Annotated in this window: 12 protein-coding genes; 8 read left to right on the forward strand and 4 right to left on the reverse strand. The window is 47.5% G+C overall.

The window, feature by feature from the left end; all coding sequences use genetic code 11:
* Positions 1 to 62: 62 nt before the first annotated feature.
* A complete protein-coding gene (locus tag HYN59_RS04075; protein WP_108777051.1) occupies positions 63 to 1,067 on the reverse strand; it encodes an AAA family ATPase in 1,005 nt (334 codons plus the stop codon).
* 175 nt (positions 1,068 to 1,242) lie between these two features.
* Here HYN59_RS04075 and HYN59_RS04080 point away from each other — a divergent pair, with 175 nt between their 5' ends.
* The 7 genes from HYN59_RS04080 to egtD all read left to right on the forward strand — a co-directional run bounded on the left by HYN59_RS04080 (position 1,243) and on the right by egtD (position 7,683).
* Positions 1,243 to 2,115, forward strand: coding sequence for an aldo/keto reductase (locus tag HYN59_RS04080; protein WP_425433077.1), 873 nt, complete (start codon positions 1,243 to 1,245; stop codon positions 2,113 to 2,115).
* A 125-nt stretch (positions 2,116 to 2,240) separates the two neighbouring features.
* Entirely contained in the window at positions 2,241 to 2,990 is a 750-nt protein-coding gene (locus tag HYN59_RS04085) for an SDR family NAD(P)-dependent oxidoreductase (RefSeq protein ID WP_108777052.1), read from the forward strand.
* Between the two features lie 85 nt (positions 2,991 to 3,075).
* Positions 3,076 to 3,534, forward strand: a complete 459-nt coding sequence (locus tag HYN59_RS04090; RefSeq protein WP_108777053.1) for a four helix bundle protein — start codon at positions 3,076 to 3,078, stop codon at positions 3,532 to 3,534.
* Positions 3,535 to 3,536: 2 nt separating this feature from the next.
* The gene (locus HYN59_RS04095; RefSeq protein WP_108777054.1) at positions 3,537 to 4,697 is read left to right on the forward strand and encodes an ATP-binding protein; all 1,161 of its coding nucleotides are present in this window, start codon (positions 3,537 to 3,539) and stop codon (positions 4,695 to 4,697) included.
* Between the two features lie 30 nt (positions 4,698 to 4,727).
* Entirely contained in the window at positions 4,728 to 5,456 is a 729-nt protein-coding gene (locus tag HYN59_RS04100) for a metallophosphoesterase family protein (RefSeq protein WP_108777055.1), read from the forward strand.
* A 114-nt stretch (positions 5,457 to 5,570) separates the two neighbouring features.
* Positions 5,571 to 6,725, forward strand: a complete 1,155-nt coding sequence (gene egtB, locus HYN59_RS04105; protein WP_108777056.1) for an ergothioneine biosynthesis protein EgtB — start codon at positions 5,571 to 5,573, stop codon at positions 6,723 to 6,725.
* Between the two features lie 7 nt (positions 6,726 to 6,732).
* Positions 6,733 to 7,683 (forward strand): L-histidine N(alpha)-methyltransferase, encoded by a 951-nt coding sequence (gene egtD, locus HYN59_RS04110; protein WP_108777057.1) that lies wholly within the window; start codon positions 6,733 to 6,735, stop codon positions 7,681 to 7,683.
* Positions 7,684 to 7,711: 28 nt separating this feature from the next.
* Here egtD and HYN59_RS04115 read toward each other — a convergent pair whose 3' ends face one another.
* The 3 genes from HYN59_RS04115 to HYN59_RS04125 all read right to left on the reverse strand — a co-directional run bounded on the left by HYN59_RS04115 (position 7,712) and on the right by HYN59_RS04125 (position 11,272).
* Positions 7,712 to 8,251: a hypothetical protein gene (locus HYN59_RS04115; RefSeq protein WP_108777058.1), complete on the reverse strand. Its 540-nt coding sequence runs from the start codon at positions 8,249 to 8,251 to the stop codon at positions 7,712 to 7,714.
* 188 nt (positions 8,252 to 8,439) lie between these two features.
* A complete protein-coding gene (locus tag HYN59_RS04120; RefSeq protein WP_108779636.1) occupies positions 8,440 to 9,837 on the reverse strand; it encodes an RtcB family protein in 1,398 nt (465 codons plus the stop codon).
* 43 nt (positions 9,838 to 9,880) lie between these two features.
* Complete coding sequence (locus HYN59_RS04125) at positions 9,881 to 11,272, reverse strand: PcfJ domain-containing protein (RefSeq protein WP_108777059.1); 1,392 nt, start codon at positions 11,270 to 11,272, stop codon at positions 9,881 to 9,883.
* Positions 11,273 to 12,268: 996 nt separating this feature from the next.
* Here HYN59_RS04125 and HYN59_RS04130 point away from each other — a divergent pair.
* Positions 12,269 to 12,859 carry a Crp/Fnr family transcriptional regulator gene (locus HYN59_RS04130; RefSeq protein ID WP_245895659.1) on the forward strand — a complete coding sequence of 197 codons (591 nt, stop codon included), beginning with the start codon at positions 12,269 to 12,271 and terminating at the stop codon, positions 12,857 to 12,859.
* Positions 12,860 to 12,883: the final 24 nt, after the last annotated feature.

Here is a 12,883-nt window from a genome sequence, read left to right on the forward strand (position 1 = left end):
GCAATTGTTTTTTACGTTTCTACAAGCAACCCGGAACTCTAAACCCAAAACCCAGAACGGTTTTACGGCACCTCAACTTCGTTGATGATCTTATTGATGATATCCACCGAGGTGATGTTCTCGGCTTCGGCTTCGTAGGTAATACCGATACGGTGGCGCAGTACATCATATACTACAGCACGTACATCTTCGGGGATTACGAAACCGCGGCGCTTGATGAAGGCATAGCACTTGGCCGCCACGGCAAGGTTGATGCTTCCCCTTGGTGAAGAACCGAAACTGATCCACGGCTTGATTTTTTCTAATTTATATTTTTCGGGGTAGCGGGTAGCGAACACGATGTCGAGGATATATTTCTCGATCTTTTCGTCCATGTAAACCTCGCGGACGGTTTGCTGGGCGCGGAGTATCTGTTCTATGGAAACGACCTGGTTCACTTTGTCGTAAGCCCCTTTCAGGTTTTGGCGGATCACCATGCGCTCCTCGTCCATTTTCGGGTAATCGATAACGGCTTTCAGCATAAAACGGTCTACCTGTGCTTCCGGCAGCGGATAGGTACCTTCCTGCTCCACGGGGTTTTGCGTTGCCATTACCAGGAACGGCTGCTGCAGTTTAAAGGTTTCTTCACCAATGGTCACCTGCTTTTCCTGCATCGCCTCGAGCAACGCACTCTGCACTTTGGCAGGGGCACGGTTGATCTCATCCGCAAGGACGAAGTTGGCGAATATCGGGCCTTTCTTTATGGTAAATTCGTTTTGCTTTACGTTGTAGATCATGGTTCCCACCACGTCGGCAGGAAGCAGGTCGGGCGTAAACTGGATACGGCTGAAGCTGCCGTGCACCGCCTGCGACAGTGTGTTGATGGCAAGGGTTTTCGCAAGCCCGGGAACGCCTTCGAGAAGGATATGCCCCTGCCCGAGTAGCCCTATCAGCAGGCGCTCAATCATATATTTCTGGCCTACGATGACCTTGTTCATTTCCATGGTGAGCAGGTCGACAAAGGCACTTTCGCGTTCTATCTTTTCGTTGATCGCCCTTATATCGAGGGACGATGTAGTATCTTCCATATCCTAAAAGTTTTGGAGTGTGAATTTAGTGATGTAAAGCTAACGAAACAAATAGACTTTTAATATATTCCGTGTATGTTAACGACTTGTTAAGAATTAACGCCTAAATATGGTATTGCCATTTTGCCAATCCTATTTTTCCTATTTTTATGGCACCAAAAAAATAAAATCCATTCTGATGAACTTAAAACTGTCCCCGGTAATAGCGGGAACGATGAACTGGGGCGTGTGGCAGGCCAACTTCACCACCGCCCAGATGATACAGCTGATGCACGAATGCATATCGTATGGCATTACTACTTTTGACCATGCCGATATTTACGGCGGCTATACTACTGAAGAGGAATTTGGCAGGGCATTCGCCGAAAGCGGGATCAACCGTGAAGATATACAACTTATATCCAAGTGCGGCATCCAACACACATTGGGAAGCCGTCCTACCAAAGTAAAGCATTACGACTACTCGAAGGAATATATTATCTGGTCAGCAGAGAACTCCCTGAAGTTTTTGCAGACTGACTATCTCGACATCCTCTTATTACACCGCCCGAGCCCGCTTATGCAGCCCGATGAGATCGCCGAAGCGGTGGAAAAGCTGAAAAGCGAAGGCAAGATAAAGGAGTTTGGCGTATCAAATTTTACCAACAGCCAGACCGACCTAATCCGTTCCCGTACCGAAGTGGCCTGCAACCAGATCGAATTTTCGGCTACGCATTTTGAGCCAATGCTTGACGGCAGCATGGATTATATGACCGTGAACGGCATAAAGCCACTGGCATGGAGCCCTATAGGATCTGTATTTAAAGCGGACACGGAACAATCGCAACGCCTGAAAATGTTGTTGCTGGAATTTGTTGAAAAATATGAGGCTTCGGCCGATGTTATCCTCCTGGCGTGGATCATGCAGCACCCCGCAGGCATTATCCCGGTAACCGGATCGTGCAGCACCGACAGGCTAAAGAACCAGATGAAAGCTACTCAGCTCCAACTCGAACTCGAAGACTGGTTCGCTATATGGACGGAAAGCATGGGGGCGAAGGTTCCTTAATTTTGTCCGAAGTCCGGGGTCGGAAGTCGGAAGCCGGAGGTCGTGAGGACAAGACGTATAGGCATCGGACATCGGACTTCCGACCCCGGACAAAAATCTAATAATCTAACTATTCAACAATCTAAATGAAGACAGCATTAATAACAGGGGCAACAAGCGGTATCGGCAGGGAAACGGCCAGGCTGTTTGCCAAAAACCATTTCAGGATCATCCTTTGCGGGCGCAGGGAAGACCGGCTCGCCGAGTTACAGGACGAATTCTCGGCACTTACGAAAGTACACACGCTGAACTTTGACGTGCGCGACAGGAAGGATGTAGAGGCGGCCATAGCAGCTATTCCAGAGGAATTTGCCAACATCGATATACTTATCAACAATGCAGGCAATGCCCATGGCCTCGATCCTATCCAGAATGGTGATGTGGACGACTGGGATGCCATGATCGACATTAATGTAAAAGGGCTTTTGTATGTTTCCAAAGAAGTGATACCGGGCATGGTGGAGCGGAAACACGGGCACATCATCAATATTGGGTCGATCGCAGGGAAAGAGGTTTATCCCAACGGCAATGTTTACGCGGCTACCAAACATGCTGTTGATGCATTGAACCAGGGGATGCGCATGGATCTTAACCAGTACGGCATCCGCGTAGGCGCTATCAACCCGGGCATGGTAAATACCGAATTTTCCGAAGTACGCTTTAAAGGCGACACCCAGCGTGCAGAGAACGTGTATAAAGGTATGGAGCCACTAAAGCCGGAGGATATCGCGGACATAATTTTGTTTGTTGTAACAATGCCTTACCATGTCAATATTGCGGATTTGATGGTGTTACCTACTGCACAGGCTTCAGCTACAATGGTGAATAGGTTATGAGTTCCGGGTTGCGAGTTCCGGGTTACTCGGAGGTGACGTAGAGAAGTTGGGGGTTTAGAATTGCTTGTTGGCATAAAAACATTATATGGCAAGAATCGAGAAATTTGAAGATTTAAAAGTTTGGCAACTGTCCAGAGAAATCTGCCGTGATATTTGGCATTTATTTGAAATGACCCCGTTAGGGAGAGATTTTGAACTTCGAAATCAAATGAATAGATCATCGGGTTCAATTATGGACAACATTTCGGAAGGTTTTGAACGTAACGGTACCAGAGAGTTCATTCAGTTTCTAAGTATTTCAAAAGGCTCGTGCGGAGAACTCCGTTCACAACTTTACAGAGCTCTTGACAGAAAACATATCAGTCAGGAACAGTTTGATATGATTGTCGTAAAAACAGATTCTGAAAGTAAGCTAATAGGTTCATTCATGTCATATCTTAATTCCGCTAATTATAAAGGAAGTAAATTTACCAAACCAACTTCAACATCTAATCACGCAGATGCTCAAAACCCGGAACCCGAAACCCAAAACCCGGAACTATAACCATGATCAACAAACGCCTCCTCATAAAAAACCTGCTGGCTCACAATGATGAGAGCAGCTTTTATGACAAGAAGCGCCAACTAAATTTGCATACCAAGGAAGGCAAAGGGAAATTCGTAAAGCATATCTGTGCGCTGTCGAATTCCAATCCTTCCAACAATTCTTATATCGTGGTGGGTGTGGAAGACCATGACAATGAGATAACTGGTACCGATTTTTACGACGACAGCCGCATACAGAACCTCGTGAATGCCTATCTGGAAAACCCGCCAACGATACAGTATGAAAATGTACCGTTTCCGAGCCTTTCGAAGGATAAAGTAATTGGATTGGTGACCATCCACCCGAAGCAAAACCATAAACCTTCCTATTTTAAGAAGGCAGTTTATACCATACCTGCAGGGGCGGTCTTTGTACGCAGGGGCAGCAATTCCATGCCGGCTGAAATAGAAAATGTATTTGATGAAAGCCCTGCCAATGCTGATGTTGTAGCCCAGATCGAGAACGGTTCGCGCAACAGCATCGAGCACACGCTGGAGGGCGTGATGGACTTTATCACCAACCGCCACAAGGACATGACCGCCAAATACAAGGTCTTCCAGGAGCTGTTCATCGTCTGCTGGGCCGGAAATAAAAAAGTAGTAAAGGGAAAAACCTATTTTTCGAGGGTGGATATCGAGCTGATCAACGAGCAGGTGAAGCTGTTCTATTCGGCGCTGGACGAAGTGAGCATCGACTATACTGACGATAGCTTTTCCATTACCGAATATGTGGCCCTCGGTCTTAACGACAAGACAAGCTACTACCCGCTGGAAGAAGTGAGCATCCGTTTTAAGGAGAACGGCTATTACAATATCGAGTCGACACTTTTGTTTGAGCCGCCGCAGTTTAACCGGAATGTGATGCACCATATTTACAACTCTACCCTCGTGCTGCTGGACAAGCTCCAGAAAGGGGTGCCGTTATCAGAAAGGGAGGAGAAGGATATTTACAACCTGCCTTCTACCCTGATGATCTGCTATCTCAACGATTTTACCGATGCCAAGCGCAGGCTGATCGATGCCAAGCCGCTGCTAAAGGCGTATCCTGACGCAAGTGTATATGTGTCGTTCAAGGAAGCGATGCGCATCTTACGAAAAATGAAATACGACCGCATCGATTAATTTTTGTATCTTGAATAATATTTCAATGTAATGGGCAGAGAACTTGTAATTGGCGACATACACGGAAGCTACAAAGCGGTAAAACAGATTTTGGAACGGGCAGCGGTTACTGCAACCGACCGCCTGATATTTTTGGGCGATTATGTAGACGGCTGGGGGCAGTCGCCGGAAGTAATTGATTACCTGCTTCAATTGAAATCACAGTTCGATTGCGTTTTCATTCGTGGCAATCACGACGATCTGCTGCTGCGCTGGCTGAAGACCGGCGAATATACCGAGGAATGGTTCAATCACGGCGGGAGGCTGACCATGGAACATTATGAAAGGCTTCCCGCTGACAAGCGCCAATTGCACATCCTTTTTCTGGAAAGTTTGCAGGACTATTATCTTGACGATGACAACCGACTCTTCGTACATGCAGGCTTCACCAGCCTTAACGGGGTAAAGCACGAATTTTTTACGCGAATGTTCTTTTGGGACAGGACGCTTTGGGAAACAGCGCTATGCCTGGATAAAAGCATCGGCCATAACGACCCGTTGTATCCGAAGCGCTTCACACATTACAAAGAAATATTCATTGGCCACACGCCGGTAACACGCATCGGGGAAACGGTGCCCGTGCAAAAAGCCAATATCTGGAATGTGGATACCGGTGCGGCTTTTAAAGGCCCGCTGACTATTATGGATACCGGAACTAAGGAATACTGGCAGAGCGACCCCGTACATGAACTGTATCCGGACGAGAAAGGGAGAAACTAAACGCACTATTATTACAGCATGTAAGCCTTGACAGATGTTATCTTTTAGTTAAAAAGAAAAACATAAAATACAGCAGCGACTGGTAAATCATTAACTTAGTATAAATACTGATTAATGATTTCTTTCGAGCACTATACTACCATCCGGAAACATACAGAATACATTTGCAGTTTTCTGCAGACGGAAGACTATGTGCCGCAGCCTGTCCCTTTTGTGAGCCCGCCCAAGTGGCACCTTGCCCACAGCACCTGGTTTTTTGAAGAATTCATACTAAAAAAGTACTTCGACGGCTATGCGGAATTTGATAGTGACTTTGGCTTCCTGTTCAACAGTTACTACAATACGATAGGCAAAAGAGTGTTGCGTGCCCAACGGGGCAATATTACCCGTCCCGGTATCGACAGAATATATGAGTACCGGCAGTATATAGACAGCCACATGGAAATTATCATCCAGCTTAAAAGCGGCGACCCCGAATTTCGAAATACGCTTGCGCTCGGCCTTAACCATGAACAGCAGCACCAGGAATTGCTTGTAACCGACATCAAATATATCCTTGGCCACAACCCAATATTCCCTGTATATAATGAAGCAATTGACTGGGAATCGGTGCGGGAAGAAAACACCGGCTTTATCTCTGTTCCGGAAGGGATGTATGACATTGGCCACACGGGCGAAGGGTTCAGCTTTGACAATGAACATGGTACGCACAGGGTTTTCCTTGATGCCTTTGAAATTTCTGCACAGCTCGTCACCAACAGTGAATATATGGAGTTTATGGAAGCCGGCGGCTATGCCAACTTTAACTACTGGCTGGACGAAGGCTGGAGCTGGGTTTTACAAAATGATATCCACGCGCCGTTATACTGGCACAGCATCGACGGGGAGTGGCATCACTATACCCTCCGTGGGCTTGAAAAAGTAGACCCAGATGCAATGCTTACGCATATCAGCTTTTATGAAGCTGCGGCTTATGCCGAATGGAAACGAATGCGCCTGCCTACCGAGTTTGAATGGGAAGCCGCATCTTCTCAATTCAATTGGGGGAAGCGTTGGGAATGGACCCACAGCGCCTACCTGCCTTATCCACGGTTCCGGAAGCCTGAAGGCGCCATAGGCGAGTACAATGGCAAGTTCATGATCAACCAGATGGTGCTTCGGGGATCATCCTGCGCCACCCCGCAGGGCCACAGCCGCAACACCTACCGTAATTTTTTTCATCCTGACGAACGCTGGCAGTTTACCGGCATCCGTCTCGTAAAACTGTAGCATTATTATGAAAACCAAAACATTAGTAGATCCATTTGCCGAAGATGTAACAAAAGGGCTTACCGAAAACCCGAAATCCCTGCCGTCAAAGTATTTTTATGATGACAGGGGAAGCCGCATTTTCATGGAGATAATGGCAATGCCTGAATACTACCCTACCGGGTGCGAATTTGAGATACTGCTACAGCAATCTCCTGCGATCGTAAACAAACTGCCTTTTACGGTCCCTTTCAATATCATTGAATTCGGTTCCGGCGATGGTATGAAAACAAAACATTTGCTCAAAGCCTTTACAGAACAGGGTGCGCCATTTACGTATATCCCTATAGATATTTCACAGGAAGCCATCGATGCGCTCGAAGCCAATATCAACCAGGCTTTGCCGGGAATAGACATGCAGCCGCAAACAGGTGACTATTTTGAGGCGCTAACCGGTATTGACAGCGAAAAACCCGCACTGTTCCTGTTTTTGGGTGGCAACATTGGCAATTATAAAGATGCCGATGCTATAGCGCTACTGGAAAGATTTCACGCGCAAATGAAGACAGGCGATATGCTGCTGATGGGAATGGACCTTCAAAAAAACCCGAGGATTATACAGAAAGCGTATGACGATCCGCATGGCGTGACACGTGCATTCAATATGAACCTACTAACGCGGATAAACAGGGAGCTTGATGCCGATATCAACCTGGACCAGTTTGATTTTTACTGTGACTACAATCCGCAAAGCGGGGAAGTGAACAGTTATCTTGTGAGCCTGAAAAAACAGCATGTGCACAGCGCTTTACTCAACACTACTTTTTATTTTGAGAAGGACGAGCTGGTATGGACAGAGCTTTCCAAAAAATATACTTTAGCCGGTATTAGCGCCCTTGCACAATCTGCAGGTTTTGCTGTAGCCCATAACTTTATGGATTGCAGGCATTATTTTACTGACAGCTTGTGGATAAAATAAAAGGCTGCCCTTGCGGACAGCCTCTTACTTATGAAGCATTCTTTTCTTTTTTGCTTTTGGCTTCCTTCTTTTTGGACTTTTTTTCCAGGTTTTTCTTGTCCTTTACCCTTTTGATGTGGCCGTCCATCGCTTCCATGAAATAAGTATTCATGGCCGATCTCTTTGCATCGGTGTAATAGTCGATGGCAGTGCTGTACATTTCGTACTTCTCATACAATACACCGGACAGGTACGCAAGCCTCGCCCTATCGGCTCCCGGCACTTTTTTACCAAGGTCGATGATCTTTAGGGCTTCGTCGATCCTGTTCCTGTTGATGAGCATAGAAGCATACTGATAGTAAGCAGGAAGGTACTCGTTATCGAGGTACAGCGTCATCCTGTAATAGAATTCCGCCTGCTTATAATCCTCCAGCTGCTCTTCGTATATTTTGCCCATAAGGAACTGCGCGCCGGTATGCTCGCTGTCGGCAGCGATGACGTATTGCAGCTTCTCGATGCATTCTTCCACATTGTAAGGGTAATTGTCCCTTGCCTGGATGTACATCACTTCGTAGGTGTTAATTCCCATTGTTATTGTTTTTTATAACCTGCAAGGTTTTTTCCAACCCTGTAGGTTTGATTATTTTAATTCATTTCTCCAGCATGAGTGAAGCTCTTCCCCTCCTCTGGAGGGGTGGCGGAGCCGGGGGTGGTTTATACATAATTTAACCACCCCTCCCTTCGGGCACCCCTCCAAAGGAGGGGAAGCGAGGACAATCACCCCCTGTCCATCCTCACGATCTTTGGCAGGAAAGTGCCCACAACATCCACGAGTTCCGTTTGGTGTGCCATTACCTTCTTAATGTCCTTGTAGGCCATAGGCGCTTCATCCAGGCCTGCGCCAAGAAGTGTCACGCCGTGATCCTTTAACACTTTTTTGAGCTCGCTTTGTGTGACGGATCGTTTGGCATCGGTGCGCGACATTTGCCTTCCTGCTCCATGTGAAGCCGAATTTAGTGATAACGGGTTGCCTTTTCCCTTTACAATGTAACCCGGTGCGGTCATCGATCCCGGGATAATGCCCAGCACGTTCTTTTGTGCCGGGGTAGCGCCTTTGCGGTGCACGATGAGTTCCTGCCCGTTCACGATCTCCTTCCACGCAAAGTTGTGATGGTTCTCTACCATAGCCAGCGGCCTTTCGCCCAACGCCTTCGCTATCCGTCTGTGGATGTCGTGGTGGCATGCAGAGGCATAATCACCGGCAAGGTTCATCGCGATCCAGTATTCCTGTCCATCGTGCGAGTCGAGATCGAGCCAGGCAAGGTGCTGCGCCATTTTTGGCAGCGGCGTTTGCTTCGTGGCGAGGTAGGTGTACTCTTTGGCCACATTGGCACCAAGCCCGCGCGACCCGCTGTGCGATAATACACCTACATACTTACCCGGCGGCACTTTAAATTCATTATCATCTCCCAGCACTTCTACGATGCCAAACTCCACGAAGTGATTGCCGCCGCCGGAACTGCCTAACTGTTGGTAGGCTTTGTTCTTAAGCTTTTTCAGCAATGGTATTTCCCTGAAGGCATCACGTTCAAAGATCTCATGGTCCCCACGGCTTTTGTGTACTTCATTAGTGCCGAACTTGGTGTGCGTTTCGAGTATGCCCACATATTTGTCCTTATGCCCTTCGATGAACGACGGGTTGATGTCGAATATGCTCAGGCACATCCGGCACCCGATATCTACACCTACTCCATAGGGTATCACCGCATTTTCTGTCGCCAGCACCCCGCCAATGGGCAGGCCGTAACCTGAGTGGCCGTCGGGCATCAGTGCACCTGCTTTAGAAACCGGCAGTTTCAGCGCAGTGAACAATTGCTCTTTGGCACTTGCCCCGATCTCGTTCTCACCAAAAATGGTGAACGATGCGCGGGTGTTGTTCAGCTGCCGTGATTCGGTTTTTTTGGCCTCGAGCAGCGCTTCGGAAATTTTACCAAAGATGCCGTTGCCTTTAAATTTTGCAGGATCATCCAGCACTTCCTTCAGTATCGCGAGCGCCCTGGGCTTTGTTTCCCTTTTGTAGTGGCGCAGCATGATCTCCATTGCTATGCTGATGGATTTGTTTTGCGGATATCCTATATCGATGAGGTCTTTGCCTCTTAATCTTAATTTTGCCATAATTTTAAATTTTTGAATCAGGTAAAGCAGCATTCATGCTGCCTTACCGTAGTTTTGATAAGATCCAAAGGATCTTGATAATGATCAATACGATCCGTACAACCTCTGTTGCGCTTAGTTCGTTTGTAGGCCTGTATGCCCTGTAGTAGTCTACGGGCTGCTGTACCGGCTCGCCTCCCTGGTAATGCACGGCGGCAGGTGGCGGCGGGACATATTCCTCTTCGTAAAAAGTGCCATCGGTCAATTTCTCTGTTGCTGCCCACTCTGCCATTATTGCCCTCGCTTCATCAGAAGGTATTTCGTTGAACTTCGCTTTCGCCTGAACAATCTCCATCGTTTCAACTGCCACTTCGATGGTTGCAAGAGTGATATAGCCTTTATCACCGGGTATGAACCTCCTCAAAGAGAAGATCGCGCAGGTTCCAATGGTGCAATCATAGGCATAATCGGCCACGCAGTGTGACTGTTCGGCGCCTTCTTCATACAATTCCTGTGAGGTGCCCAATTGCACTATCCTAAAGATCGCGTCCTCTTTTTGCACTTCGTAGTTCTTAACACTGCATAGTTCCCAGTCGCTAAACTGCGCCGCTGCCAGCCTTTTGGCCATCTCCGCATGGTATTCTGCTGCCCTTTTTGCAACCGATGCCCATGTACGGCCTTTAAGGCTGTAAGCATTATCAACCTCATACATAGCGTCAAGGTATAGTAGTACACGCTGCAACTGGTCGAAAGCGACAGGCTCCTCCACTCTGGCAACGAACCGTATCACAACAAGCGTAAACGCCGCATCCCGGAATCTTTCGAATTCATGCGCCCACGCCACAGCTTCGGCCCTTGCTATTGTAGCGCCACAGCCCAATGCCTGTGCCCGCCGTATGGCCTGCACCAGGGTGAACTGTCTTGGCGTGTTGCGGAACTCGTGGGCCATCCTTGCCGTAAAGCCCTTGGGGATGATATTCAACGCCTGAACACTATCGCCGCGGCCAAGCTTTATATAGTAGTACATGGGTATCCTGCTGCTTTCGGCGAAGGCGTACTCCATGAACTCTGGCACCTCGTACTTTGCAAAACAATGCCTAATCAACGATGCGAGCTGGCCTTCGGCAGTAAGGGCATCTTTAACCCATTCATTTACAGGCCGCACCATTTTGTCTTCAAAATATGCAATGTTCACCAACACATTGATGAAAGCCGGGTTACGCAGCACACCGTAGCATTTCTTGGTATGAATTAGCAGCAATAGCATGCGGAAAGCAGCCTTCTTTGGCTTGTGGTTCTCTCCCATAAGATCCATAAGGGCAAACTGGCGCCTGATGACACCTTCGAGCGTGGTCTCGCCATATTGCAGCTCATGCTTTTCGGTATACAGCCTTTCTACCATGTCCGGAAAACCGGGCCTGGTGGCTATTCGTATTGCTGTGCTTTGTGTTTCCATTGCCTTTGATGTTGCGGCAACACCGTTGCCTGGTTACGTTTTGGTCATTTGTTGTTTTAAATGTTATCTTGCTTTGCTGTGCCGAATACATACTCTTAATTCCTAATACAACCACCCCGCCCTTCGGGCACCCCTCCAAGGGAGGGGAAGAGCTTCACTCATACCCAATACCTGTTTAGGTATAAAAAAAAGCCCGGTACCATTATCGGACCGGGCTTTACCTACGAATAGGCAGTATTCCTCCTTTCACAAGGGAATATGCGGTCCTGCGTGACGGCCATAAGTGGCTGCCATCAGCGAATTGTCCTGTATGTTATGCGAACTGTATTTCATAAGCATAAAAAAACCCGGAGCCTTTGGAGATCCGGGTTGCTATATTGTATAATTAGATTTTACTTCTAAGAATTCGGCACGCACAACCCGGGCCATAATGCAGGGATACTTCCTACATTGTTAAGCTCATATTTAGATTGTGTAAAACGCATGGTGCTGAATTTTAATTTTTGTTGTTATTAATCGGATGCAAATGTAGGCTAATTTCCTTACAAACAAAATTTTGAAGGTAATTTGAATTTAGAATAAATCTAAGGTTCAGTTTTCAGTCACAGTTCTCAAAAGTCCTCTCCCCCGACCCCTCTCCCAAGGAGAGGGGAGCGAGATGTGCCGACAGAACGTTATCTGGCCTGTAATGGAACGTTTAAAAAGTGCCTGTAGTTTGGTAATAGCCCTGGCGGAACCTGCCTGCCGGCAAAGGCAGGGCGGCATCCCCGACGCAGGAGGGATATAGCGGACGACAGGAAAATGGCGTAAAAGATGCAGGAAGTTTGGCTTCAAATAATCGGTATGTGAGAAAACAGAAAGGAGGACATCTTTCGACGTCCTTCTTTCAGGGGGAAATAAACACTACTGATTTGTTTTTTGATCTCTTATCAGATGCAGGAAATATCTTAGGGTTGCGTGGCAGGATAAATTTTGCCAAATGGCAAAAAGCAAAACATGATCTATGCTTACCTTTATGGCATGGAAGAACTTATAAACAAGCTACTGCAATTCGGCAGTCTGAACCCGCAGCAAATCGAGCTGATTAAACAGCATGCATCGGAGCTGCATGTAAAAAAAGGCGATTATTTTCATGAGGCAGGCAAGATCGCGAAGCAGGTGGGGTTTTTAACCAACGGGGCTATCAGGCTGTGCTATTACGGAAAAGGCGGCGAGGATTTTACCCGTTATTTTATGGTTGAGGGATCTTTTATTGTTGATCTTGACAGTTTTTATAATGAGATACCTTCGTCAGTCTACACGGAAGCTGTGACCGATTGCAGCCTGATCGTTTTTGAGAAGGAGGATTTTCAGCACCTTGCCGGAACGATCATCGCCTGGAATGAGATATTCACCAAAATTGCCACACAAGCCCTTTCTTTTAAAGCGAGTGCCAGTTCGGTCATGCTTACCCAGGATGCTACCGAACGCTACGAAGCATTCCTGAAGCGCTGGCCCGGACTGGCGAACAGGATATCGTTATCGTCGCTGGCTTCCTATTTAGGGATCACGCAGTCATCTTTGAGCAGGATACGGAAGAATATTTAGGCCTCACCCCCCACCCCCCTCTCC

It is taken from the genome of Flavobacterium album (assembly GCF_003096035.1).
Lineage (GTDB): Bacteria > Bacteroidota > Bacteroidia > Flavobacteriales > Flavobacteriaceae > Flavobacterium > Flavobacterium album.